A 26237-nucleotide genomic window follows, 5' to 3' on the forward strand; every position below is an offset into this window, starting at 1 on the left:
CGCGAGAGACGACAAACGCGCCGTTCTTCTCCACAGCGCCCATGTCCGCGAACCCGTGCCACAATGCCGAAGCCATCGTCGTTCTCTCCCAACTGGATACGTTCGAAATAGATTAGGTCAGTTCACGCGGAGTGCGGGAGGAAGAACCCGCTCGACCCACTGGGTTGCCTGCTCGAATGCGTAGGCGAGTTGGAGTACGTCCAAGTCGGCTCCGTGCCGACCGATGATCTGGATACCCATGGGAAGCGAACGATCGTCGAAGCCGACCGGCATCCCCGCAACCGGAACCCCGGCCATCGTCCAGGGAACAACCGTCTCCATCCACCGGTGATACGTGTCCATCGACCGCCCGTCGACGGTCTCGGGCCAGTGAGTGTTCTTGTCGAAAGGAAACACCTGAGCACTCGGCGCGAGAATGTAGTCGTAGGTTTCGAACATCTTGGTAATGGCCGACAGCCAGCCGTTGCGGGCCTCCGCAGCCTTGGTCACGTCGAGTGCCGAGAGGGTGACCGCATGCCCGAGTTCCCACAACAGTTCGGGCTTCATCAACTCACGCAAACTCGGATCGTTGTACTGATCGATCAAACCGAGCTGCGCCCACCAACGCCATCGCAGGAACAGTTGCCAGATGTCCTCGGGTTTGAAGTCGGGAAGCGCAGCCTCGACGCGGCACCCCAACTGTTCGAAGACCTCGAACGAGGATTCGCACAACTCGAGAACTCCAGGTTCGGTTGCCAGGTACCCGTTCCAGTCACCGACCCATGCGATCCGAGAGCCCTTCAGATCCCGTGCGAGGCTTTCGGCGAACACAGCGGGATTCTCACGAATCCCCAACGGTGCATAGGCATCCGGTCCCGCCATCGTGGAGAGCAGGTGAGCCACGTCGGTGACGGTTCGGCCCATCGGACCCACAACAGCGCCCTGAGCGATGAATCCCGTCTCCGGTATCCGACCCCAGGAAGGTCGAAACCCAACAACGTTGTTGAACGCCGACGGGTTTCGGAGCGAACCCATGTAATCGCTTCCATCAGCCACCGGCAGCATGCGAAGCGCCAACGACGCTGCGGCGCCTCCGCTGCTACCGCCGGCAGTGCGCGAATTGTCGTACGGCGACACCGTCGTACCCCACACCGGGTTGTACGTCTGCGATCCGAGCCCGAACTCCGGTGTGTTCGTCTTGCCGATCACGATGGCACCGGCAGACTTGATCCGCTTGACGAACAGGTCGTCCTCTTCGGCGATTCGATCCGCGAACATCGGCGACCCGGACGTGAACGGCAGACCCTTGGCTGCCGAAAGATCCTTCACCGCATGCGGAAACCCGTGCATCCAACCGAGATACTGCCCACTCGCCAACTGCGAATCACGCTCGCGCGCCTCCGCCGTCAACGCTTCCCGATCCCGCAATGCGACGATCGCGTTCACCGCCGGGTTATGTACTTCGATCTGGTCGAGGTAGCTGTCCATCACCTCGACACACGACACTTCACGCCTGCGTATCAGACCACTGAGCGTGACCGCATCGGCCATGACGAGCTCGCGATTCTCGGGCGCACCGGAAACGCTCTCGTCGACAGGGTCAGCAGCATGAACCATCGTGAATCCTTTCAAGCAGTGAAGTGGGTTGCGCCGGCAGAATCTCGGTCGGATTCGCCGCCACCGGCAACTGATTCGAGGACGAATTACCGGTGGCGGCGCGCGACTGTCGAAGTTTCCAGCGAGGTTCTTACCGGCTACTGACCGAGATCGACGATGGCGGCGACAGGGCCGCCGCCCTCGGGGCCCTGATGCGCTGCCGAGACCGAGACGAACACTGCCGGATCACCGGTGACAGCTGCCGTGACTCCACCTACGCACGACTTGATCTGGCGGTGCCAGTGCACATCGGAGTCGTCGAGCATCGCATTACGACGGCCGCGGACCGTTCCGTCCTGGCTGGCCTCGCACTTCAAGAACACGTTGACGAGTTGACCGTCCAGGTCGCTCGAGTGCGGCCGCTCCGGAAGTTCGAGTCCGGCGTCACGGATCGCCGCCCAGATGCCGTCCTGGTCGAGCGGATCCTTCATCACGCTGTGGCCGATCCGGTAGCGTCCGCCGACGCCACGTGCGTTACCGACGACAACGATCTGAGCACGGTCCAACTCGACGCCGGACGAGCAGGATGCAACAGAGGAGAAGAGCTCGCGGCTGTGCATGACATCCTCGTCGGTCGGCATGTCGATTTCGCCGAGTGCAACCGCGATTCCGAGCGCCGTACCGCCGTTGGACAGGTCCATCGACTCATGAGTCTGTTCGGTCCACACGGTCTTGCCGCGACTCTTGGCGTCACGGATGGTGTGGATTGTCAGCAACGGAGTCTTGGTCTGTACGTAGTGCACGTCGGCGGGATCGGTGATTCCGGCATCGGCCATCGCATCTTTCACTGCCGCAGCTACTTTGGTGATCATTGCGGTACGACCGATGTCCTCGGGCAGCAGCTGCTCACTCATGGCGACACCCACGGTCAGTCGCGGCTCGTCGGTCTTGGTGACCTTGTCTGCCGGTACCGTCGCGAAGATCGTCGCGTGCGGGCTGATCACACCGTCCGTGCCGCCTGACCAGACGATCGGCACCTCCGCCACCTCTTCGGGGCTGCGATTACCCTTGGCGGAGAGAACCTCTCGAAACGCTCGGTCCGCGATGATTCGCGTGTAGTCGTTGACGCCGCCGTTACCCTCGGTTTTGCCGATGACTGCAATGACGCGGTCGGCCTCGAGGACACCGTCGTCGATCAGCTTGGCGAGCTCACTGGCGTCGGAGACGCTGTGTAGCGGAACCTTACGGACCTCGATTGCTTCGGGCATTGGCATCTCCTTGTATAGGGAATCGTGGAGGCAAAATTGGGCCTTGACAGCTCCTGGCGCCCAGCCCAGCCGAGCGGTTCGGAACTGCCATGCCGACCACGCTATGACGACTCGAACCCTTCGGCATCGTCAATAGTTGCCCAAACGAAAACCGCGATTGGTTATTTCGACTCCAATTCACCGGTTGTGCGCCGCCCCATCGGTTCTCACTTACGATTCGACCATGGACACCACTGTTGTCGACCATCCGCTGGCGGCATCGCTGCTCACGACCATGCGCGACGCTCGCAGCGACAACGCAACTTTCCGGTCCGCCTTGCGCAGACTGACCCATATGTTGGTCTACGAGGCCATGCGCGGCGCAGAAGTGGAACAGTTCGACATCGAGACGCCAGTTGCTCCGACGCTGGGAGTGCGGCTGGCAAATCCACCGCTCCTGGTACCGGTCTTGCGAGCGGGCCTCGGCATGGTCGAACAGGCGAGTGCCCTCATTCCGCAGGCAGGTGTCGGTTTCGTGGGAATGGCACGAGACGAGAAGACACACCAACCGGTTCCGTATCTGGAGTCCCTGCCCGCTGATCTGTCGGGCACCCCCGTCTACGTCCTCGATCCGATGTTGGCGACCGGTGGATCCATCATCCGCACAATCGATCTGCTCATTGCACGCGGAGCCACCGATGTGACTGCAATATGTGTCGTCGTGGCTCCGGAGGGGATCGAAGCACTGAGGAACTCCGGACATCCAGTCAGGCTCCTCACTGCGAGCATCGACGACGGCCTGAACGAAAATGCTTTCCTGGTACCTGGACTCGGAGACGCGGGCGATCGCCAATTCGGACCACGGTAGTTGGCAGACATACGGAGAACCACTCATTTCGAGAGGCTATTTTCGTCAACTGTTGACAATGTTCGTCGCGTGATCGAGCGTAGTCTCGCGACATGGATAGATCTGCCAAATATTCGAGCGAAGAGCTTCAACATTTGCCAGAAGGTGGCGACTACAGACTGACGGTTCGGGATGTCCTCGAGCTACCCAGTCTGCGTGGAGCCGAAGTCCTTGCCGGGCACGGGGGCTTGCGCCACCTCGTTCAATCGGTGAACGTGATGGAAGTGCCGGACATCCTCGCTTGGGTGAAGCCGAACGAACTGTTGGTGACAACCGGGTTCCCGCTGCGCTACGGGCGAACCGGAGAGCTTCTCGACGATACAGATCTCAGCGACCTCGTCGACGGTCTCGCACGCCGAGGAGTCGCGGCACTTGCCGTTAAAACGGGCCGCTATCTCGACGAACTGCCGGAAGCCATGCTGCACATGGCAGAGCAGCGAGGGCTGCCGTTGTTGGTTCTTCCCGTCACCGCAGGATTCGACGAGGTGATCTCGGAGGTCTTCACCAAGTTGGTGGCGAAGCAGTCTGCGGCACTCGACATTGCCGATCGTCTTCACCGCTCGTTGACGTCGATCGTCTTGGAAGGTGGCGATCTACCCCAGATTGCCGCGGAATTCGCCGCGCTTTTCGACGTCAGCGTTCTCATCTGCTCGCCGGACGGAAGAGTGTTGACGGAGGCCGGAGATTCAGCCGCGCTGAACGCGCTTCCGTTGTTCGAAAGCACCGGTCGGTTCCTGACCGAACGGGTCGCTGTCGGTTTACAGAACGCGCCCAAAGGATTTCCTGGTCAGTTGGCGCTCACCCGGGTGGTGGCCGGCGGCACCGACCACGGCCGAATGGTCGCGTACGCCGGCACCCACGAACTCGGCGCAGTTGTCGTCCAAGCGCTGGAGCGAACGGCCACCGTTGCTGCGCTGGCCGTCACCAAGCAGCTGGCAGTTGCGGCAGTGGAATCCAAATTCCGCGGCGACTTCCTCCGCGACGCACTGATAGGTGAAGCCGGCTCGCCGGCGGAAGTGAGCGCGCACTTCACCCAGTTGGGGTGGGATGTCACTCGTCCACTTGCCGTAGTGGTTGCAGAACTCGACGTCGATCACCCGGAATCCCAGCACGCGAATTCCACGCGCACGGACCAAGATCGACTCAGCGACGGCTGGCAACAAGTGGTACGCACCCACGAGCGGACGGCACCCTCCGTCGGGTTTCGACACGAGGTGGTCACGCTTTTCCCCACCAGCACCGACCGTGCGGTTCGGGACATCGAAGGGTTGGTGCGCAAGGTTGCCGGAGATCGCACCAGCGGCCGCCGCTCCTTCAGCACGGGAGTGAGCCGGGTGATCTACTCCCTGGCCGATCTACCTGCTGCCTACGACCAGGCCTGTACGGCCGTGGTCGTCGGCCGACGTATCAACGGGCCGGGCCAGATCGCGCACTTCGACGAACTCGGCGTACACCGACTCCTCTCGCTCCAGACGGACAAGAGCGAACTGCGTTCGTTCACCGATGACGTTCTGAAGTCACTGTCGGCGGACAACGCCGAAGCCGCAGATTTGCGTCTGACACTCCAGACGTTGCTCGACTGCAATTGCAATGTTGCCGAGGCGTCCCGGGCACTGCATATGCACTACAACACTTTGCGATACAGAATCGGAAAGCTGGAGAGCGTCGTCGGATCGTTCACCGACGACCCCGTCCTTCGATTGAACGTCTCACTCGCCCTGCAGGTCATGAAGATGCACGAAATGTCATGAAGATGCACCAAATAGGCTGACAGAGCGCCCCAATTGCGGTTCGATACAACCGCAATCCAGCCGTGCGTTAAGCGTTCGTCACTTCTTACCCACCACTGATACCCGTCATCGGCAAGGTTACCCATGTGCCGTTGACCGGTGCGCGCTTACGGTTCGAAAGACGGGCCGCACATACCTCCTTCAGTGGCCCTGGCCGATTTCTCGGTCCAGCGGACCGGAGTCGACCGAACTACGGAGGCCTCAACCACCAACTGGCTCAGCCAATTACACCAGAACACGGCGGTGCGACATGAACTCGACTTCGAAGCCTCACAACACAAGTGCTCGTAGTGGTCCGCTACACGACGTGATTGTCGTCGACCTCACGCGCGCACTCGCGGGTCCTCACGCGGCAATGATGCTCGGCGATCTGGGTGCCGACGTGATCAAGGTCGAATCACCTCACGGTGGCGACGACACCCGTGGGTGGGGGCCGCCTTTTGTGGAGCCACCGCTGGAACCACCGAACACGCAACGGGAATCGACGTATTTCCTGTCCACGAACCGGAACAAGAAGTCGATCACGCTCGACCTCAAATCCGACAGCGGGCGCGCAACCCTCGAAGATCTTGTCTGCCGCGCCGACGTTCTCATGGAGAACTTCCGCACCGGAGTTCTCGATCGACTCGGATTCTCCACCGAGCGGCTGGCCGAACTCAATCCTCGACTGATCGTCCTGTCCATCAGCGGTTTCGGCCACGACGGCCCGGAAGGTGGCCGCGCCGGTTACGACCAGATCGCCCAGGGGGAAGCCGGACTCATGTCGCTGACCGGCTCGAGCCCGGACGACATTCAACGAGTCGGAGTTCCGATCGCCGATCTTCTCGCCGGAATGTACGGGGCGTTCGGTGTCGTCGCGGCTTTGAAGGAACGCGAACAGACGGGGAGAGGCCGTGTCGTTCGAACGTCGCTCTTGGCCAGCGTGGTCGGTGTTCACGCGTTTCAAGGAACGAAGTGGACCGTCGCCGGCGAGGTAGGCACAGCGCAAGGCAACCACCATCCCTCCATCGCACCGTACGGACTCTTTCGTACCGGCGATGGCGCAGTACAGATCTCGGTCGGCAGTGAAAGCCTGTGGAGAAGATTCTGCGAAGGGTTCGAACTCGATCCCGACGCCCCCGGTATGGCAACAAACGCCGAACGCGTCGAGAATCATTTCCAGGTCGTCGAATTGATCGAACGTACCTTCAAACCGTATTCGCGTGACGAGCTTCTGACCGAACTCGACCGCATCGGAATACCGGCAGGACGGGTTCGGACGATCTCCGAAGTGTACGAATGGGAGCAGACCCGATCACAGGGATTGCTCGTCGACGTCGACCACAGCACGCTCGGCAACATCACTCTGCCCGGGCCGCCGCTGCGATTCTTCGATCCGGACGGAACAGAAGTGACGGAGACCCGGCACACCGCACCGCCGGTACTCGGTGAAGACACTGACGAAGTCATGTCGTGGCTACAAGGATTCACCCGATGAACCGCCTGACGGCTCGCGACTTGCTCGACCTGGTGATCGATGCCGGCACCTGGGAGTCGTGGGATACCCCTCCGATCCCCGTCGCGACCGACTCCGATTACGCCGAAGCACTTCTGCGGGCGCAGGAGAAGACCGGGCTCGACGAGTCCGTCCTGACCGGAAGCGCCTCCGTCCGAGGCCGCCGTGTGGCAATCATCGTCTGCGAGTTCGGTTTTCTCGGCGGATCGATCGGCGTGGCGGCGGGCGAACGCCTCGTCGTCGCCATCCGTCGAGCGACGCAAGAGCAGCTGCCCCTTCTTGCGCTTCCCACCTCCGGAGGAACGCGTATGCAGGAGGGGACAACGGCATTTCTGCAGATGGTCAAGATCACCGCGGCGCTCATCAAGCACAAAGAAGCGCACCTGCCCTACATCGTCTACCTCCGAAACCCCACCACCGGAGGCGTATTCGCGTCCTGGGGGTCACTCGGTCACGTGACGATCGCGGAGCCAGGAGCCCTCGTGGGATTCCTCGGCCCCCGGGTGTTCGAGGCTTTGTACAACTCACCTTTCCCCGTCGGTGTCCAGACAGCGGAGAACCTTCACGAGCACGGACTCATCGATGCGGTGAGGCCGCCAGACCAGCTCGCCGAAATCGTCGACCGCGCATTGCGCATCATCACCTTGAGACGTCGTGGGTACTCGTTGCCGAGTGACCCGTGCTCGTACGATTGCCCACCCGATACGTCGGCGTGGGAATCCGTCGTCGCATCCCGACGCGAAGACCGACCGGGAATCCGGGAAGTGTTGCTCAATTCTGCCTCGGACATGCTCCCGCTCAACGGAACCGGCCAAGGCGAGAACGATCCCGGCATCATGCTCGCGCTCGTTCGCTTCGGCGACATGCCCTGCGTCCTTCTCGGACAGGACCGACGCGGACAGACTGCTCACTCCCCACTCGGCCCCGGCGCTCTGCGGGAAGCTCGGCGAGGGATGCGGCTTGCCGCAGAGCTCGACCTGCCGTTGGTGACGATCATCGACACGGCAGGCGCGGCACTGTCGAAGGAAGCCGAAGAAGGTGGATTGGCCGGCGAGATCGCTCGGTGCATAGCCGACATGATTTCACTCGAGGTCCCGACCATTTCCCTCCTGCTCGGGCAGGGCACCGGCGGCGGCGCCCTGGCACTGATTCCGGCCGATCGAGTGCTGGCGGCCCGCCACGGTTGGCTCTCGCCCTTACCTCCCGAGGGGGCGAGCGCGATCATGTTCCACGACATCACGCACGCTCCGGAGATGGCGGCCGGTCAAGGGATACGGTCCTTCGATCTGCTCACGGGCGGCATCGTCGATCGGGTCATCCCCGAATTTCCCGATGCCGCGGACGAATCCGCCGCCTTCTGCACTCGCGTCGGAGCGGTACTGCACTACGAGCTGAGCGTGCTCAGTGTTACCGATGCGACTGAACGGCTCATCACCCGCACCGAACGCATCGACCGTATCGGCCTGGTCGAAGCCAGCACTGCCGTCTGATCGATCAGTACACAGAACACGCACACACCGCGAAAGGCCGGACATCCTCCAAGGAGGATGTCCGGCCTTCGACAATCGAGCACACTCAGCCAAGTGTCACGTGAGCTGCGGGGCGGGTTCTTCCCGTTCGCCGCCGGGAGCCTTCGAATCCGGTTTGTTCGGTTCCGGATTCTTCGCATTCAGCTCCGGGTTCTTCGAACCGATGAACTGGCACAGGTGGTACATCCCGATCACGACGATGGTGCCGAGCGCGATCCCGCTGAGCGAGAACGTGTCACTGAACTTCAGAGCCGTGTCGCCGATACCGATGATGAGGCCGGCCGCGATCGGCATGAGGTTGAGGGGATTGCCGAAGTCGACGCCGTTCTCCTTCCAGATCTTGGCGCCGAGCAGACCGATCATGCCGTAGAGCACCACGGTGATTCCGCCGAGAACACCGCCGGGCGTCGCCGAGATGACGGCACCGAACTTGGGGGAGAAGCCGAGCATCATCGCGACGATGCCGGCAACTGCGTAAGCGGCGGTGGAGTACACACGGGTCGCTGCCATGACACCGATGTTCTCGGCGTACGTCGTGGTGGGCGAACCGCCGACGCTGCTGGCGATAGCGGTGGCGAAACCGTCACCGGCGAGCGCGCGTCCCATGTACGGGTCGAGATCGTCGCCGGTCATCTCTGCGACTGCCTTGACGTGGCCGGCATTCTCCGCGATCAACGCGATGACACCGGGAAGAACCAGGATGATGAACGTCAGGCTGAACGACGGAGCGTGGATGCCGACGATTCCGTTGGCCTCGTCCGAGAACGGGGGCAGGCCGAACCACGACGCCGACTGCACCGAATCCCAGTTGACGCGGAAGTGCTCGGTGATCTGACCGGTGCCTGCGTCGTACGAGGTGATCGTGCCCGAGACCCGGTCAAGGATCCAGGAAAGAACGTAGCCGAAGATCAGAGCGAGGAAGATGGCGATGCGCGCCATGAAGCCTCGTAGCGCGATACTCATGACGATCAGGGCCACCATGACGATCAGAGCCACCCACTGGTCCTGCGGCCAGTACAGCCCCGCGACGACGGGTGCCAGGTTGAATCCGATCAGCATCACCACTGCCCCGGTCACCACCGGGGGAAGAACCTTGAATACGACCCGGCCACCGAGGAAGTGGATCGCGATACCGATGGCTGCCAGGACCAGTCCGGACACCAGGATCGCGCCGGTCACCTCTGCGGATGTTCCGCCTTGGGCACGAATGGCGGCGATACCACCGACAAAGGCCGCCGACGTACCGAGGTAGCTGGGAATGCGTCCCTTGACCACCAGCAGGAAGAAGAGCGTACAAAAGCCCGACATCATCACGGCAAGTTGAGGATTGAGCCCCATGATGATCGGGAAGACGAACGTCGCGCCGAACATCGACACCACGTGCTGGCTGCCCAGCCCGATGGTTCTTCCCCAGCTGAGCCGCTCGCCGGGAGCGACCACTTCACCCGGTCTGATGTTCTTTCCATCTCCGTGCAACGTCCAAATCGGCATGATGGGACCTTTCGTGCAGAGGAAGGTGTCCGAACGCTGAGTGTGCTCCAGCTCACAAAACACCGTGACTGGAGTGAAACGCTATTACAGCGCGGGGGTATCGACGTGATGACAATCTGCCAGAACCCACGGACCCGGATTGGCAATATTAGTGATTGATGCCGCGCATCGCGGTTATCTTCAGTGCTAGAGACAGATCCAGCCGGAGCTCGGGTTGCGCCGTGAAGGGTCCAAGCATTTTCTCCAGCTTAACGACCCTGTAACGCAGTGTGTTGTAATGGAAGTGGAGCTTGCGCGCTGTCTCGGCGATGTTGATGTTGGTCGCGAGCAAGACTTCCAATGTCTTGCGCATGTCCTGCGCTTCGGCAGTTTCCTCCGTCAGTTCCCGCAATGTCTCCCGGGCGAACGTCTCCAGCTCGTTTTCGTCCTCGACCAGACTGAGCAGTCTGTACACACCGAGATCGTCGAACTGAGTCACCGTCCACGGACCGGAGATCCGGCGTCCGACGGTCAGTGCGGTGCGCGCCTGACTGTAGAGCGCAGGGACGGCGTCGATCGCCGCTGTCGGCCGGGACACCCCGACACTGAACGGCCTTCTCCCGCCGCCACCTTCACCGCGAACGACCGTGACGAGGTCCCGCACCAATGCCATCGTGTCGGTGCCGACGCCCATGACGATCACCGTCTCGCCCGTCAGCGCGGTCACCGCCGCACCGGGATCGCGGTGGGCGATCGCCCCGGAGAACGCCATCGCCTGGCGATCGACGACAGGCAGCCGAGCGGGCGCCGCCGAGGCCGGTTCGTCGATCGGGTCCGGCTCGATCGAGACGATCACCAGCGGGCGATCGAAGTCCCAACCGAACGTCTTGGCGTGGGAGACAACGTGATCGTGGTCCCCGGCTCGGCCGAGGAGCAGGTCGTGAACGAAGTTGGCGCGATGGCGTTCTTCCACCGACGCCACGGCCTGCTCGCGGGTGATGACCAACGCGCACACCGACGCCGCTCGCTCGACCAGGTACTGGTCGTAACTCGTCATCACGCGCTCACCGGTGAACAACGCGAGACGCCCGTGGTCGATGTGATTGGCGGAAATCGCGGACACCGCGATGAATTGACCGTCGAACTCGTGCAGACCCAACCCGCCCTCGACGGTGTCGGTCCGCAGACGACCGGTGGAATCGACGGCGGGACAGGCAGACAGATGCTTGCGCTCCGCGGCATCCCCGGCGCGGCAGATCTCGCGTCCGTCCGAGGTGGTGATCAGGGCGGCGCCCTTCATCTCCCGTGCGATGACCTCGGTCAATTGTGGGAGGCCGCCGCCGCCCATCACGACGTCGACCAGCAGCCGTCGCAGGCGCTCGGCCCCGAACATGGCGTCGATCTGGGCCGACTCCGTCTGCTCACGGTCTCTCGCCGCAGGGTGATCGCACGCACCGTGAAAAACCAGGAGCGGGAAGCCGGCGCTTTCGGCCGCGTCGACCAGTTCCGGCGCGAGAGTGTCCCCGTCTGCGCCGAATTGGACGGCGAGGGCTGCAACTCCGCGCGTCGACAACCGTCCGACAAATGCTTTGAAGGTTTCGGTGACCCGGGCGAGGGTTTCCGGCGTGGTGATCAGCAACTGTCCGTGTCGCAGCCACGGTCCGATGTCGGGAACCGCCATGAATCCCACCCGGGCTACCGTCGGGTCTTCGCAGCCGCCGGCGACCTTTCGAACACCAGGAAGGAGCGGGGTTCGAAGAAGTTCGGAGAGAACAGCATTCACCTCGGATGCCGGTACGGCCGGGTTTGCCACTTGGCAGGCACCTCGATTTCATTCGGATCACGGAAGATGGTTCACGAAAGAAACGATCCTATCCCCACCGAACACAAGATGTCCGAATTCAGCGCAGTCGACTCAGGCCGTTCGATGCAGGGCGGTCGGATTCTCCTGAGGTGGCGGGTGGATCGGCCCCTGCAGATCCCGCAGTTCCAAACCGGAGGCATTGCGCAGGGTCTTGGTCATCTCGGCGAGGATCGACACTGCAGTCTCCTCCGGCGTCCTGGCGCCGAGATCCAACCCGATCGGTGAGTGCAGACGCCCCAACTCGGCGTCGGTGACGCCTCGCTCCTTCAACAGCGCCACCCGACGCTCATGCGTCGCACGACTTCCCATCGCGCCGACGTACGCAGCCGGCGAACGCAGCGCGATCTCGAGCAAGGGGATGTCGAACTTCTCGTCGTGAGTGAGCACGGCCAGGACGGTTTTGTTGTCGATCGGTGCGGTTTCGAGGAACTTGTGTGGCCACATCACGACCAGATCGTGGGCGTCGGGGAAGCGCGCCCGTGTCGCGAAGACCGGCCGTGCGTCCACGACGGTCACTCGGTAACCCGCAAAGGCGCCCAACGTACACATCGAGGCGGCGAAGTCGATGGCCCCGAACACGTACATCCGCGGTAGTGGCGCGAAGATCTCGACCAGCAGGTCGTGCTGCGAATCGATGAGGGTTCCCGCCGGCGCGACAAAGGCTACGGACTCACCGGTGTCCATCGTGCGCAACAGGATGGAGACCTCGTCCTCCGTGGCATCCAGATCCCCGCTTCGTCGGCCGTGCTCGACGACGAGGTGCCGCGCCGGCGCTCCCGGACGCACTTCGGTGACCACGACGACGGGCGTATCGGCTTCGATCCGTTCACAGACCTGACCGAACTCGGCGAAATCGGCTCCGACGGCCTGGACGAACACTTCGATGGTTCCGCCGCAGGTCAGCCCTACTCCGATGGCGTCGTCGTCGGAGACACTGAAGACCTCGACGCGACTGGTGCCGTCGGCGAGAACCTCCTGGGCGATCTCGTACAGTGCACTCTCGATACACCCGCCCGAGACGCTGCCGACTACCTCCCCGGAGCGTGAGACGGCCATCGAAGCACCGGGCATGCGCGGTGAGGATCGCCAGGTACGGACAACCGTCGCCAGTGCAAAATCCTCGCCGCGAGCGTGCCACTGCGCCAGCTGAGTGGAAATGTCGCGCATCGCCTCGCCTCCCGCTTGCATCGCCGTCCGTAGAGAGTTCACGGTATCGGCCCACCGCAATCCTGCCTGTCACACAATGCGCCTAAATCCGGACCCTGCAGTTGTGCAATGTCGCCGTCGCATCACCGTGCGCTCTCGACCAGTGTTGTCACCGAGCCCAGCCGAAAGCAGGCCTGACCTTCATTCTTCCCCTCTCCGACGATCACTGCAGCGGTAATTCACGCAGATGGTGCGACGGATCGAGTGGGCGACGTTGCACACCACAGAACCGAGGTTTCTCCCATGGACCAATTGCTCAGCGGTATCAAAGTTCTCGACCTCACCCGCGCTCTCGCGGGCCCTCTGTGCACGTCGCTGCTCTCGGACTTCGGCGCCGACGTGGTCAAGGTCGAAACCCGTGGCTCCGGCGACAGTTCGCGTCAGTGGCCGCCGTTCGACGGCGATCGAAGCCTCTACTTCGCTTCCGTGAACCGCGGCAAGAGGTCGATCGCCATCGACATGCGCAGTGACCGCGGGCGGAAACTGCTTCGCAGCCTGGCCCTCGACGCGGATGTGCTGGTCGAGAACTTCCGTCCGGGAGTGCTGGCCGACATGGGGCTCGATCCCGATTCGCTCGAGCAGGAGAATCCGGGTCTCGTCGTGATGAGCATCAGTGGTTTCGGCCCGGTGGGCCCGGACCAGTTCGCGCCCGGACTCGATCAGGTGGCCCAGGGCATGTCCGGGTTGATGTCGGTCACCGGCGCCGGGGAACAGACCCCGATGCGGGTCGGTATCCCCATCATCGACACGGTCTCGGGCATCTACGCGGCGCTGGGTATCACGGCGGCGTTGGCTTCGCGCGGACGCGACGGTCGTGGGCACCGCGTGCAGACCTCGTTGCTGGAATCCGCGATCTCGATCATGACCTTCCAGGCGCAGGACTACCTGAGCACCGGGCGGGTGTCGACGCCGAACGGCAATACGCACCCGACGATCACGCCGTACGGCGCTTTCGACACTGCCGACTTCCCGATCAACATTGCCACCGGCTCGGACAAGCACTGGATCGCGCTGTGCTCGGTTATCGGCGACCCCGATCTCGCCTTCCGTGCCGAATATGCCACGGGTAAAGAACGTTTGGCGCACCGAGACCAACTGACCAAAGAACTCGAGGACCTACTGACCACGAAGGGCGCGGCACAGTGGATCGCCGAGATCCGCGGTGCCGGAATCCCCTGCGGCCCGATTCATTCGATCGATCAGGTGTTCTCCGACCCGCAGGTCGAGGCATTGCAGATGGTCGAGCAGACCCAGAGCGCCGACGGAACATCGATTCCCGTTGTCCGCGGACCGTTCTGGGTGGACGGCAAGACCCTTCCCGTCAGGAATGCGCCACCCATGACTCTCGGCGGTGACGCCGACGGCGTACTCACCGACTTCGGCCTGCGCCCGGAGGAGATCGAGGATCTTCGCGCAAATTCGGTGATCTGACCGCACACTAGTAACAGAGCAGACGCTCTGTTACTGTGCGTTCATGCCTCGGCCACGCGTCCACGATCTCGACACGCTGCTCGACGCTGCCGAAAAACTTGCCGCCACTGCCGGGCCGAGCGCTGTCACGGTCAGGGCGGTCTCCGACGCCACCGGTGTATCCAACGGGGCGATCTATCACGCATTCGGCTCTCGCAGTGGACTGGTCGGTAGCGCGTGGCTGCGTGCCGCGCAACGATTTCTCGCGCTTCAGCAATCGAGAGTGGACGACGCTCTCGCGGACCCATCGCCGACCTCCGCGGTTTCCGCCGTCGTCGCAGCCGCCGAAGTTCCGGCCGTCTTCGCGCTCGACTACCCACAATCCGCGTTGCTGCTGCTGACGATTCAGCGCGACGAACTGCTCGGCACCGACGTCCCCGCCGACATCGCCGAGAAACTCACACAACTCGACCGGTCTCTGGTCGAGTTGTTCATCCGGTTGTCGACCGCGCTCTGGGGCCGCAAGGACGGCCGAGCCGTCGAAGCAATCGAGGCCTGTGTTGTCGGCCTGCCTACCGGACTGCTCATTCATCCCGCCAAACGCGCCGACGGTTGGCGAGTCCCCGACGCCGCAGCACGCGCGCGGTTGGATGCCGCCGTTCGAGCGGTTCTGCATCTCGACCCACCACTGCCCAAGCCCCGCAACAGGAAAGGCCAATCATGACCGCAACTCTGCGCTTCGAAGACAAGATCGCCGTTCTCGATCTCGGTGAGGACGAGAATCGATTCTCGCCGGATTGGCTCGATTCCGTCGACAAGCTACTCGACCAGGCTTTAAGCGAAGGCGCACATGCCCTGGTCACCACGGCGACGGGCAAGTTCTACTCCAACGGACTCGACCTCGACTGGCTGGGCGCGAACGGCGACAAGGCGAAGTGGTATGTGCAGCAAGTCCAGTCGCTGTTCGCCCGGATGCTGACGTTCCCCATGCCCACCGTCGCGGCGATCAACGGCCACGCCTTCGGAGCCGGCGCCATGCTCGGCATCGCGCACGATTACCGCGTCATGCGCGATGATCGCGGCTACTACTGCTTCCCGGAGGTGGACATCAACATCCCCTTCACCGAAGGAATGGCAGCTCTCATCCAGGCCAAGCTCAGCCCGGCGTCGGCAATCGTCGCCATGACCACGGGGCGGCGATACGGCGGAAGTGACGCATTCGCAGCCGGTTTGGTGGACTTCACCGCATCCGTCGATGCTTTGACCGCGAAGGCCATCGAAATGGTTGCGCCGATCGGCCCGAAGAATGCGGGCACACTTGGGGCAATCAAATCGACGATGTTCGCTTCAGTGGTCACCGCTCTGAACACCGACGGCTAAGAGCGCTGGACTGCGTTCTCGCAGAGCCGCTTCCAGATCATCGGCAACACTTTCGGGATCGCGGCCTTCTGTGCTCAGAACCACGTCGACCCCACTGAGCGTCGGCATCGAACCGGCCAGCAGTTGTGACGCTTCCACCAGATCGTCCAGCCCGGCCCAGCCGGCCGGTTCACGTTCGACGATTCTGGCGAGCAACGTATCCGGATCGGCCTCGAGGCGCGCCAGCAGGTACCCCTCGGCGCCGGTCGCGGCCAGCAAGGCATGCCCGTAGTCGTCGTCTTCGACGGTCGCCGTGAGGAACAGGAGTTCGTACCCCGCTTCCCGGTACGACGCGCACAACATCCCGACGTGTGCGATTGCCCGCTCGGTTCCCAGCGGCGGGTAGCACCGCTCGAGTTCGTCCACCTCGATCATCGCGTTGCTCACCCCGGCCTCGCCGAGTCGATCGTGAAGCGCGGTCAGCACGGAACTCTTCCCCGCGCCCGGCGGGCCTGTCAGCAGTAGTACGAACACGTCCTCCACTATTCCAGAGCCTTGTGCAGGCGCGGGGCGGCGAGAAGGCTGGAGAAGACAGATTGACGTGCACAACAGCCCTGATCGGAGCACAGCGATGACCACCACGATCACCGAAATCGCGCCGGACATCTACCGACTGTCGACCTTCGTGGACGAAGCGAACCTCACGATGAACCAGTTTCTCGTCGACGGCGAGGAACCCTTGCTCTTCCACACCGGGCAGCGAGCGTTGTTCACCTCAGCTTCCGACGCACTCTCCACGCTGATCGACATCGACCGTCTGAAATGGATCACGTTCGGTCACGTCGAGGCCGACGAGTGCGGGTCCATGAACTCCTGGCTTGCGGCGGCCCCCGAAGCACAAGTGGCGCACGGCGCGATGGGGTGCTTCGTTCAGGTCAACGATCTGGCCGATCGGGCGCCACTTCCCTTGCAGGACGGCGACGTCCTCGAAACCGGCAGGCGCCGCGTTCGGCACATCGACACCCCGCACGTCCCGCACGGTTGGGACGCGGGCCTGATGTTCGAGGAGACGACGTCCACACTGTTCTGCGGAGACCTCTTCACAGCGTTCGGGCACCACCCCGCGACCACCGAGCACGAAATCGTCGGTCCCGCTTTGGAAGCCGAGGACTTGGGCCACGCCACCTGCCTCACCCCGGATCTCGAACCCACGATCCGCGCCCTGGCCGACCTCGAGCCGCGGATTCTGGCTACCATGCATGCACCGACGTACTACGGCGACTGCGTCACCACGCTTCACGACCTGGCCGACTCGTACGCAACACGTTTCGCAGCCGAAACCGAAAGATGGAAGTCAGACTAGAGCTTGCGCATTCGACGTGATTCGCGCCGCCACGGACAGCGCAACATGCTCGTGGAACGGTCGCGCCACCACCTGCACTCCGATCGGTAAACCGTCGCGGGAGAGTCCTACCGGAACCACGACCGACGGAAGGCCGAGCACACTGATCGCCCGGCAACTCGCGAGCGCGTCCATCCACGTGAGTTTGCGACCGCCCACCTCGAAGCTCTCCACACCGAGCGGCGGAGCGAGCACCGACGCAACCGGCAAAATCAGGACGTCGCCCACCTCGCCGAGGAAGTCGGTGATCAACACCGCGCGATCCGCCCACAGCGCTTCCACCTCGGCTGAACTCCGATCATGGCCTGCCGCAAGCATGGCGGTGATGTCCGCGTCGAAAGAGTGCGCTGAACCTGCGGCGAGAGAGTGGATGTCCGCGTGGGTCTCGACCGATCGCAACGCGCCGAAAAGCGCGTTGGCCCGCGGCAGAGCCAGACCGTCGTACTCGCTCGCGTCCAGACTGTTCGCCGCCGAGCGAACCGCCGCCAGGATTTCTTCGTCGACAGGCATGGTTCCCTCGCCGGGTGCCCAGCGGATGTCGAGGTGTTCGACGTCGACCGACTCCGGCTCGGTCCACGCGAGATGCGGCTTCGACAGGACGCGCAGCGCAAGCGTCGCATCACCGAGGTTGCGGGCCAGTGGGCCGATGGTCTGGATCGTGCCGTGCATCGTCGCCGGATTGGCGAGTACCCGTCCATCCGAAAGCACGCCGGGGTATTGCCCTTCCGGGTCGATACGGCCGAGCGTCGGGCGAACCGAAATGAGGCCGGTGCAGTGGGCGGGCCAACGCACCGAGCCACCAAAATCCGTACCGAGTCCGAGCACGCTCATTCCGGCAGCAACCGACGCGGACTCGCCGCCACTCGATCCGCCGGGGGACCGGACGACGCCGTCCGGTCGCACCGGGCTGGCCGTGGTTCCGAACAGTTCGTTGCGCGTCAGGCCGCACGCGCCGAATTCCGGGGTGTTGGTCTTGCCGATCAGAATTGCGCCGGCAGCCTTGAACGCCGCGACGGCCGGGGCGTCGACGGCCGGTATGTTGTCCGCCAGAGTGCGAGAACCGGCGGTGGTACGCACGCCGGCTGTGGCGATCAGGTCCTTGACCGTGAACGGAACCCCGGCAAGTGGGCCGAGTGTCTCGCCGAGAAGGCGACGTTCGTCCAGGCTGTCTGCGGCCGCACGCGCGTCCTCGGCGCACACGGTGACCAGTGCGTTGAGTTCGCCGTTGCATTCGTCGACCCGTGCGAGATGTTCTTCGACGACGGTCCGCGCCGACGCCTGACCCGACCGCACGGCCTCGGCGATGGATCGGGCATCACGGCCCACCCAGCTCTCACGACTCATCGCACGCCTCTCCTCACCGGACTCCTCTGCCGAGCGTAAGGACAGTAAGCAACCCGAGAAACGACCACAATGCACATACCGACGGCTCCGGCGATGTGAGGTTTTGCCACAACGTCCGCGGTTCCGGAGGGATCGGTCAGGTGCTGGTACCTACAAGCCCTGCCTGATGAATGCAGCAAGCTTCTCGATCTGTTGCTCGTTTCGTTTGTAATGCCTCCACTGGCCGATTCGTGTGGTGGTGACCAGATCCGCGGCCTGGAGTGCGGCCATGTACTGAGACGCAGTCGATTGCGACACCTTCGCCCTCGCTTGAATGTGCTTGAGGCACACTCCGACCTCCTCGGCAGGCGCGAGCTGAGGGGGAAAGCTCCCGGGGTCTTTCAACCACTGCAGGATTTGTACACGCATCGGGTTGGCCAGCGCCTTGAACGCCGTTTCCCACTCGGTTGTTGCGTCTTCCATGCTCGAGATCATACCGCTAGATCGCGAAATGCCGATATATGTGGTTCACTCCCTATATCGCAACATCGCGATATTCCAATGGGAGGCTGAAATGGTGCATCACAATAAAGTCGCACTCGTGGTCGGAGCCCGAGGTGTGATCGGTGGGAACTTGATCGATCACCTCGAATCAACCGGCGAATGGAAGATCATCGGACTCTCGCGCCGAGGCGGCACGGACACCGACCGGGTCGAACACATCGCAGTCGACCTGCTCGATCCTTCCCGGACTGCAGAGGCACTGAGCGGACTGCACGACGTCACCCACGTCTTCTACGCCGCCTATCAAGACCGCCCGACACGGGCCGAGCTGGTTCCGCCCAACTTGGCGATGCTGGTCAACACTCTCGACGCCATCGAACCCGTTGCCGGCGGACTCGAGCACGTCAGCCTGATGCAGGGCTACAAGGTTTACGGGGCACATCTCGGACCGTTCAAAACTCCGGCCCGCGAGAGCGATCCACCGCACATGCCACCCGAGTTCAACGTAGACCAACAGCAGTTCCTCGAACGCAGGCAGCTCGGCAAGTCGTGGACGTGGTCGGCGATCAGACCCTCGGTTGTCTCCGGATTCGCGTTGGGCAACCCGATGAACCTCGCGATGGTCATCGCCGTCTACGCGACCATCTCGAAGAAACTGGGTGTCCCACTCCGATTCCCCGGCAAACCCGGCGCGTACACCAGCTTGATCGAGATGACCGACGCCGGACTCCTGGCCGAGGCAACGGTCTGGGCCGCGACCAATCCCGAGTGCGCAAATCAGGCGTTCAACATCAACAACGGCGACCTGTTTCGCTGGCAGGAGATGTGGCCGAAGATCGCAGCCTTCTTCGACATGGACGTCGCACCTCCGCTCCCGATGTCCCTCGATGTCGCAATGGCGGACAAGGAGTCGGTGTGGGATGAACTCGTCGAGGAACACCAACTTGCTCGGACCCCGTATTCCGATGTCTCGTCCTGGGGGTTCGGTGACTTCGTATTCGGATGGGACTACGACTTTTTCGCTGACGGATCGAAAGCTCGGCGGTTCGGATTTCACCGCCACGTCGACACCGAAGCGATGTTCCTCGACATCTTCGCCAATCTGCAGGCTCGGAAGATAATCCCCTGACTACGAACATCGTCACTTCGGATCCTACGAACACTGTCACTGTCGGACCCCGGGACTACCGTCGTAGGCGGGGTTTGAAAAGCAGGGGTTTCGGCGAGTCGTCGGTAGGGCCCCATGCGCCCCCCGGACCAGAGGAGCGACGATGTCGGACAATACTTTCGATCTGGAAATCCTGAGTGCCTGGACTACTTTCGAGACTCATCTCGCTCGCTACATCTCCGTGATGGAGGACGACGACACTCTCGTGGTGGAGTCGCATTACGACAGCATGGACGAACTGGCAGACGCACCCGCGTGCATCCAGTTCTTCGCGTGGAATCAGACCTCCGTGCGCTGTGAAGTCCCTTCCAACAGGTTTCTGCATCCACTGCGGATGCTCGAACCGGAAGACCATTCAGCGCTGCTCGACATGGGGTTCAGCGCTCCCGATCTGTGCGAGCACGAGCCCGAGGGCAACGGGTCCATGTCCTTCTACATCGACGTCGACCGCACTCGTCCCGAGGAACTGGTGACAAAGGTGTTGCGTGTCTTCCGCGAGATGTGGAGCATTGCGCACCCGTCATTCCTGCGTGCCAGCACCAGTGGACGCGAGTCGACGCCGGCGTTCGCCACGACGCCGTCGCACGCTCCCTCGGGTTCGGGTGACATGCTGCGGATCCTGGTCGACGGGGCCGTCGAACGCCTTCTCGGCCATCCACCCAAGCGTGACGACGACGGCGACATCCCGCTGGTCCGCGGTGAGCAGGTCACCTATGTGCGCGTCCTCGAGGAGGACGAGTACGTGGAGGTGTTCTCGCGGGTCGTGCATTCGGTGGAGAACGTCGATAACGCTGCTGTTGTTCTCGCCCAGCTCAATCGGCAGTGGCCGACCATCAAACTCATTCTCGTCGAGCAGAGTGTGCTGGGCGTTGTGCGGGTGGACGGCGCACCCTTCGTCGCCGAGCACCTCCTCCGGGCTCTGCGCTCGTTCGCCGAATTGGCCGAAGCATCGGACGAACTCGCCGAAGAACTGGGCGGGCAACCCATTCGCGCTACCGGAGACACCGCCTTCAACGACGGGATGGCCTCCGAGCACGAAGATCCCGGTGCCGAATACGAATCACACGAGTGCCACGAATTTCCTCCGGCACTCATGGCGCTCCTCGAACTCGACGCCGACGGAACGGGCGAGCTCAGCGCCGAAGAGGTTGCCGTGATCTGTGAGCACGACCGCGACACCATTCTCGACTACCTGAGGATCAGCCAGGAGCAGGAGACGGCCTGGCACGAGGCGTTGACCGAGTCCATCCGGCGCAAGGACGACGACACCGACCTGTGTGCGGGCGAAAAGCGCGCGTGGACGCACGCGATCCGCAACCTCAGGCGCGGACTGCGCGTCGTCGTACTTCCCGCCAAGGATGCAGCGCCGACCCAGCTCGGCCTCTTCGACGATCAGGCCTGAGCGCCGGAAATCGAGCGCTACTTGTCAGCCCGGTAGCGGGATGACGATGCCAGGCAAGATCTCGATCTGACGCGGCAACTGGGGAAGCTGCGGCACTTCGATCGGCGGCAGGCCGGGCACCTCGATGGGCGCTGGGGGAGCGGCCGCGCCCGTCGTGGGCGTGCCCGTCCCGTCACCCGAGGTCACACCGGAGTTGGCGGGAACGCCGGCCTGCCCGCCGATGGGATCGGGCCACGGGAAGCTCTCCCAGTCGGAGCCCTTCAACGCGCCGTCCATCGTGCTCTTCCAAATGTCCGCAGGCACTCCGGAGCCGTAGATCAAACCACCGTAGGAGTTGGTGATGGCCTGCGCGTCGGAAGTCCCGATCCACACCGCGGTGGACAGCGACGGCGTGTAACCGACCATCCACGCATCCTTGTTCTGCCCCGTGTCACCCAACTGCGCGGTGCCGGTCTTGGCAGCAGACGGGCGTCCACCGGCGAGCGCGTGACCGTTCGAGTACGACGCGATCGGCAGCATTGCCTGCGTGATGTTGTCGGCAACGGCAGCATCGAGACGACGCTCACCGGGAGAGGCCGGGCGATCGAGCAGGACTTCACCTTCGGCCGTCACGACCTTCTGGATGAAGTGGGGCTGCTGGTACACACCGGAGTTGGCGAGCGTCGCGTAAGCGGACGCCATGTCGATAACACGAGACTGATACTGGCCGAGCACGATTCCGTTCTCCGGTGGGCCACCCTCCTGTGTGAGCGTCGGGTAGTCGAGTCCGGGAATCTGTTCGGGGATGCCGGCCAGATGGGCGGCGTCGGCGATCTTCTGGGCACCGTTCTCCATCGAGAGCATCAACCGGTAGAAGCTGGTGTTCAGCGAACGCTTGAGTGCCTCGGCGATGGTGCATCGACCACAGGATTCGCCGCCGACGTTCCCGATGGTCACACCGTTGATCGTGAGCGGTGAACTGTCGAACCGTGCGGACAGCGGAATGTCTTCCATCAATGCTGCGACCAGGCCGAAGACCTTGAACGCTGAACCGGTCTGCAGCGGCGCCTGGGCGTAGTCGAATCCCGCTCCGTCGTCACCGCCGTAATAGGCGTCGACGCCACCGGTCTTGGGGTCGATGGACACTACTGCGGTCCGCAGGTCTTCCGGTTCACCGTCGAGATTCCGCTTGACGGCGCCCAGCGCAGCTTCCTGCGCAACCGGGTCGATGGTTGTCGTGATTTGCAGACCAGCGGTGTTCAGCGTCTGGTCGCTGATACCGGCCTCGGCCAGTTCCTTGAGTACCTGAGTCTTGATGTGGCCTTCGGGTCCGGGCGCCTGGTTCAGATCGGTCGGCCGATTGGCGGGGGCGACAGCCGGGAACTGCATCGCGTCGCGATCCGTCTTGGTCAGGCTGCCCAGTTCCACCATGCCGTTGAGAACGTAGTCCCAGCGCGCTTGCAGCGCGGACAGATTGGTCTCGGGGTCCAGGAACGACGGGCTCTGGATGACGGAAGCGAGAACTGCGCCTTCCTCGACGCTCAGCTCACTGACCGGCTTGTCGAAGTACGCGTTCGACGCGGCGGCGATGCCGTAGGCACCGCGACCGAAGTAGATGGTGTTGAGATACGCGGCAAGAATGTCGTCCTTGGACCATTCGCGCGCCATCTTGGCGGAGATGACAAGCTCACGCAGCTTCCTGTCGATACTGCGCTTGTCACCGACCAAGACGTTCTTCACGTATTGCTGAGTGATCGTCGAGCCACCGCCGGCGCTTTCCTTGCCCATCACGTTGTCTCGGGCAGCGCGAGCAAATCCGGAGATCGAGAAGCCGGGGTTGGTGTAGAAGTTGCGATCCTCCGCCGAGAGCACCGAATCGCGGACGTGAATCGGGATGGCCGACAACGCGACCTCGGTGCGGTTTCCCTCCGCCGGCACCACCTTGCCGAGCACGGTCGTGCCGTCGGCCATGTAGATGGTGGACACCTGATTGGTCTGCATGTCCGAGGGGCGCGGGACGTCGGTCCGGCTGTACGCGACAGCAAAAACCGACGCAGGCACGATGATCATCAGGAGCACGAGAACGTAGATGGTCCGCCGGACGTACCGCCACTTGGAGCGCTGCTTCTTCTCCGGCTTGGCCGACTTGCTCGACCGTGGGGAATTAGCCGACTTGCCCGATCGAGCCGACGACTGATCGCCACCCGTCGCACTCGATCTGTTCGATGGACTCACTCAACACTCCCGGTCGTGGATCCGGACTTACCGGCACCATTCCACCAGGGTGATATCTCGATCAGATAACTCCCGGCAACTGCGATACCGAAATGTCACCCTACCGGGCTGGCTACTCGCGACGTTCTGCTCGGACCGCGTTCCGATATCCGCGGAACGCCAGCCCGAGAGCGACGACGCAACCGAGCAGCACCAAAGACGGCATCACGCCGGGGTCGCCCTTGACGATCGCGACCACAGCGCCGATCAACGCCATGAGGGCGAAGACCGAGATGAAGCCGGCGATCAGCTCCATGCGCTGGGCGCGCGAAGCCCGCCTCATCGAAACCGCGCGCAGCCGCGCATCACGACTTGACGCCGCCTGCGGTCAGACCGGCGATGATGCGTCGCTGGAAGATGAGAACCATGATGACCAGCGGGATCATCACAAGGGTTCCGCCGGCCATGATCGAGGTGTACGGCGTGACGAATGGGTCGGTTCCGGAGAATTTGGCCATCGCCACCGTGACGGGCGCGGTTTTGTCACTCGAGAGTTGCAGCGAAAGCAGGTACTCGTTGACCGTTGCGATGAAAGCCAAAATCGCGGTGGTGAACAGTGCCGGCGCAGCGAGGGGCAGCATGATCAGACGGAAGGCCTGGCCACGGGTGGCGCCGTCGATACGCGCCGCTTCTTCGAGCTCCCACGGAAGTTCGGAGAAGAACGACGTCAGCGTGTAGACCGTCAGCGGCAGCACGAACGAGATGTTCGGGATGATCAGCGCTTTGTAGCTGCCGATCCAGCCGATGTCGGTGAACAACTGGAACAGCGGGGTCACGAGGGCGACGACCGGAAACATGGACGCGCCGAGGATGATTCCGGTGACGAAGTATTTGCCACGGAAATCGAATCGCGAGAGCGCGTAGGCGGTGAACACACCGATGACCAAGGCGATCAGCGTGGTCGCGCCCGCGATGATGAGGCTGTTCATCAGTGCCCGGGTGAAGTTCACCTTCGCGTCGGGATCGAGCGCCGCGGTGAAGTTGGACAGCGTGAGATTTGTGGGCCACAGCGACGTCGAGAACGTGTCCGCCGGGTCGCGCAACGCCGTCACAATCATCCAGTAGCAGGGAGCGAGTCCCCACACGATGATCAGTACGACGCCGATGTAGGTGCCGATCTTGCCGCGTAGTGCCTTGTTCATACCGGCTCCCCCTTCCGCTGCTTTTCCTGCGTGCTGACCGCATTGGCTCCGAGGAATCGGACCAGGATGAAGGCCACAGCGAAGATGATGAGGAACGTGATGGTGGACAGTGCCGACGCCGAATTGGCGCCGACGCGCATCTGATCGACCACCAGAACCGAGATGGTGGAGGTGGCGGGATTGGATCCCATCATGATCGCGGGCAGGTCGTACATGCGCAGCGCGTCCATCGTGCGGAAGAGCACGGCCACCATGAGTGCGGGCTTGACCAGCGGAAGCGTGATCATGCGGAATCGCTGCCAGGCCGTCGCGCCGTCGACCTTGGCGGCCTCGTAGACGTCGGCGGGAATCATCTGCAGACCCGCGAGAATCAGCAACGCCATGAACGGCGCGGTCTTCCAGACGTCGGCGACGACGATCGCGAATCGTGCCGGCCAGGGATCCGCCGTCCACAGGATGTTGGTGCCGAGGATCTTGTTGGCAATGCCGTCGTTGGCGAAGATGAAGAACCAGAGCTTCGCGGTGACGGCGGTGGGGATGGCCCAGGGAATCAGCACGGAAGCGCGGAGCAAACCGCGGCCGCGGAACGTCTTGGCCATGATCAGCGCCATCGACAGACCGATCACCGTCTCGAGCAGAACGGTGACGACGGTGAAGCCGAACGTATTTCCGATCGACTGCCAGAACTGCGATCCGAGCGTGCCGGGCGGGCAGGGAATCGAGCCGTTGGCGGTGTTGCAGGACTGGGTGATCCAGTTCTTGTAGTTCTCGAACCACGTGAACTGACCGGTGACGAACATGCCGGTCTCGGGGTCGAGCTTCTTGCCGTCGCTGTGCATCGACATCCAGATCGCTCGTCCGAGCGGATACAGAATGATGACGGCGAGAACGATCAGCGACGGTGCGACGAACGCCCACACCGGAACTCGTCGACGCTTCTTCGGCTTGTCGGCCGACGCAGGCGGGGGCGAGGTCGGTGGGGGTGGAGTAGCTGCAAGGTCAGGCAGAACCTTGGTCAGGGATGTCCCTGCTGCCTCGGATGCCGACGGCTCTTCTAGCGGTTCCGGTGCACGGTGTCTCCCACCAACGCCCGAACGGTCGGGACCGGTTGAACCGGCCCCGACCGTGGGGTTGGTAGGCACAGCCGCGGAAGGATCCTGCGGTTCTGCCATTGCTTATTGCTCCTGGTAG

The 26237-nt window shown here is 62.9% G+C and carries 22 protein-coding genes; 10 read left to right on the plus strand and 12 right to left on the minus strand.

What is annotated here, in order from left to right; translation table 11 throughout:
• Positions 1-117 precede the first annotated feature (117 nt).
• Positions 118-1596, minus strand: coding sequence for an amidase (locus AC3WQS_RS30445; RefSeq protein WP_492713248.1), 1479 nt, complete (start codon positions 1594-1596; stop codon positions 118-120).
• A gap of 137 nt (positions 1597-1733) precedes the next feature.
• Positions 1734-2843, minus strand: a complete 1110-nt coding sequence (gene bar, locus AC3WQS_RS30450) for a barbiturase (RefSeq protein ID WP_003946033.1) — start codon at positions 2841-2843, stop codon at positions 1734-1736.
• Positions 2844-3066: 223 nt separating this feature from the next.
• On the opposite strand from bar, the gene upp reads away from it, so the two are divergent.
• The 4 genes from upp (at position 3067) to AC3WQS_RS30470 (ending at position 8504) form a co-directional block, all read left to right on the plus strand.
• Positions 3067-3690 carry a uracil phosphoribosyltransferase gene (gene upp, locus AC3WQS_RS30455; protein WP_019746096.1) on the plus strand — a complete coding sequence of 208 codons (624 nt, stop codon included), beginning with the start codon at positions 3067-3069 and terminating at the stop codon, positions 3688-3690.
• A 92-nt stretch (positions 3691-3782) separates the two neighbouring features.
• Positions 3783-5480: a PucR family transcriptional regulator gene (locus AC3WQS_RS30460; protein WP_492713247.1), complete on the plus strand. Its 1698-nt coding sequence runs from the start codon at positions 3783-3785 to the stop codon at positions 5478-5480.
• A 289-nt stretch (positions 5481-5769) separates the two neighbouring features.
• Entirely contained in the window at positions 5770-6996 is a 1227-nt protein-coding gene (locus AC3WQS_RS30465; RefSeq protein WP_133729496.1) for a CaiB/BaiF CoA transferase family protein, read from the plus strand.
• Positions 6993-8504 carry a carboxyl transferase domain-containing protein gene (locus tag AC3WQS_RS30470; protein WP_492713246.1) on the plus strand — a complete coding sequence of 504 codons (1512 nt, stop codon included), beginning with the start codon at positions 6993-6995 and terminating at the stop codon, positions 8502-8504. Before AC3WQS_RS30465 ends, AC3WQS_RS30470 begins: the two co-directional genes overlap by 4 nt.
• A gap of 96 nt (positions 8505-8600) precedes the next feature.
• On the opposite strand, the gene AC3WQS_RS30475 is transcribed toward AC3WQS_RS30470, so the two are convergent.
• The 3 genes from AC3WQS_RS30475 to AC3WQS_RS30485 all read right to left on the minus strand — a co-directional run bounded on the left by AC3WQS_RS30475 (position 8601) and on the right by AC3WQS_RS30485 (position 13044).
• Positions 8601-10034 carry a uracil-xanthine permease family protein gene (locus tag AC3WQS_RS30475; RefSeq protein ID WP_020971407.1) on the minus strand — a complete coding sequence of 478 codons (1434 nt, stop codon included), beginning with the start codon at positions 10032-10034 and terminating at the stop codon, positions 8601-8603.
• A gap of 148 nt (positions 10035-10182) precedes the next feature.
• Positions 10183-11826 carry a PucR family transcriptional regulator gene (locus AC3WQS_RS30480; RefSeq protein WP_003945987.1) on the minus strand — a complete coding sequence of 548 codons (1644 nt, stop codon included), beginning with the start codon at positions 11824-11826 and terminating at the stop codon, positions 10183-10185.
• A gap of 102 nt (positions 11827-11928) precedes the next feature.
• Complete coding sequence (locus AC3WQS_RS30485; protein ID WP_020909752.1) at positions 11929-13044, minus strand: XdhC family protein; 1116 nt, start codon at positions 13042-13044, stop codon at positions 11929-11931.
• 282 nt (positions 13045-13326) lie between these two features.
• Here AC3WQS_RS30485 and AC3WQS_RS30490 point away from each other — a divergent pair, with 282 nt between their 5' ends.
• From AC3WQS_RS30490 to AC3WQS_RS30500, 3 genes are read left to right on the plus strand one after another with little or no spacing between them, the layout of a single operon-like run.
• On the plus strand, positions 13327-14514 hold the full coding sequence (locus AC3WQS_RS30490) for a CaiB/BaiF CoA transferase family protein (RefSeq protein ID WP_020971408.1): 1188 nt from the start codon (positions 13327-13329) through the stop codon (positions 14512-14514).
• 43 nt (positions 14515-14557) lie between these two features.
• Positions 14558-15217, plus strand: coding sequence for a TetR/AcrR family transcriptional regulator (locus AC3WQS_RS30495; RefSeq protein ID WP_020971409.1), 660 nt, complete (start codon positions 14558-14560; stop codon positions 15215-15217).
• Positions 15214-15873, plus strand: coding sequence for an enoyl-CoA hydratase-related protein (locus AC3WQS_RS30500; protein ID WP_020971410.1), 660 nt, complete (start codon positions 15214-15216; stop codon positions 15871-15873). Before AC3WQS_RS30495 ends, AC3WQS_RS30500 begins: the two co-directional genes overlap by 4 nt.
• Here the strand turns inward: AC3WQS_RS30500 and AC3WQS_RS30505 are convergent.
• Positions 15841-16386: an ATP-binding protein gene (locus AC3WQS_RS30505; RefSeq protein WP_230091044.1), complete on the minus strand. Its 546-nt coding sequence runs from the start codon at positions 16384-16386 to the stop codon at positions 15841-15843. The two genes, AC3WQS_RS30500 and AC3WQS_RS30505, sit on opposite strands and share 33 nt — an antisense overlap.
• A 97-nt stretch (positions 16387-16483) precedes the next feature.
• Between AC3WQS_RS30505 and AC3WQS_RS30510 the strand changes: the two genes are divergently transcribed.
• A complete protein-coding gene (locus tag AC3WQS_RS30510; RefSeq protein WP_020909757.1) occupies positions 16484-17215 on the plus strand; it encodes an oxygen-binding di-iron domain-containing protein in 732 nt (243 codons plus the stop codon).
• On the opposite strand, the gene AC3WQS_RS30515 is transcribed toward AC3WQS_RS30510, so the two are convergent.
• Positions 17207-18598 carry an amidase gene (locus AC3WQS_RS30515; RefSeq protein ID WP_256065794.1) on the minus strand — a complete coding sequence of 464 codons (1392 nt, stop codon included), beginning with the start codon at positions 18596-18598 and terminating at the stop codon, positions 17207-17209. The genes AC3WQS_RS30510 and AC3WQS_RS30515 overlap by 9 nt on opposite strands.
• Positions 18599-18748: 150 nt before the next feature.
• Positions 18749-19060, minus strand: a complete 312-nt coding sequence (locus tag AC3WQS_RS30520) for an ArsR/SmtB family transcription factor (protein ID WP_492713245.1) — start codon at positions 19058-19060, stop codon at positions 18749-18751.
• A 91-nt stretch (positions 19061-19151) separates the two neighbouring features.
• Here AC3WQS_RS30520 and AC3WQS_RS30525 point away from each other — a divergent pair, with 91 nt between their 5' ends.
• Positions 19152-20210, plus strand: coding sequence for an SDR family oxidoreductase (locus AC3WQS_RS30525; protein ID WP_492713244.1), 1059 nt, complete (start codon positions 19152-19154; stop codon positions 20208-20210).
• A gap of 142 nt (positions 20211-20352) precedes the next feature.
• Positions 20353-21651 (plus strand): T3SS (YopN, CesT) and YbjN peptide-binding chaperone 1, encoded by a 1299-nt coding sequence (locus tag AC3WQS_RS30530; RefSeq protein ID WP_256065796.1) that lies wholly within the window; start codon positions 20353-20355, stop codon positions 21649-21651.
• Positions 21652-21675: 24 nt separating this feature from the next.
• Here the strand turns inward: AC3WQS_RS30530 and AC3WQS_RS30535 are convergent, their stop codons facing one another.
• From AC3WQS_RS30535 to AC3WQS_RS30550, 4 genes are all read right to left on the minus strand, one after another.
• Positions 21676-23865: a transglycosylase domain-containing protein gene (locus AC3WQS_RS30535; RefSeq protein WP_492713243.1), complete on the minus strand. Its 2190-nt coding sequence runs from the start codon at positions 23863-23865 to the stop codon at positions 21676-21678.
• Between the two features lie 112 nt (positions 23866-23977).
• Complete coding sequence (locus tag AC3WQS_RS30540) at positions 23978-24187, minus strand: hypothetical protein (protein ID WP_019746112.1); 210 nt, start codon at positions 24185-24187, stop codon at positions 23978-23980.
• Positions 24188-24209: 22 nt separating this feature from the next.
• Positions 24210-25046: a carbohydrate ABC transporter permease gene (locus AC3WQS_RS30545; RefSeq protein ID WP_019746113.1), complete on the minus strand. Its 837-nt coding sequence runs from the start codon at positions 25044-25046 to the stop codon at positions 24210-24212.
• Complete coding sequence (locus AC3WQS_RS30550) at positions 25043-26218, minus strand: carbohydrate ABC transporter permease (RefSeq protein ID WP_020971415.1); 1176 nt, start codon at positions 26216-26218, stop codon at positions 25043-25045. The genes AC3WQS_RS30545 and AC3WQS_RS30550 overlap by 4 nt, the downstream gene beginning before the upstream one ends.
• Positions 26219-26237: the final 19 nt, after the last annotated feature.

This window comes from Rhodococcus sp. FW305-130 (assembly GCF_058788335.1).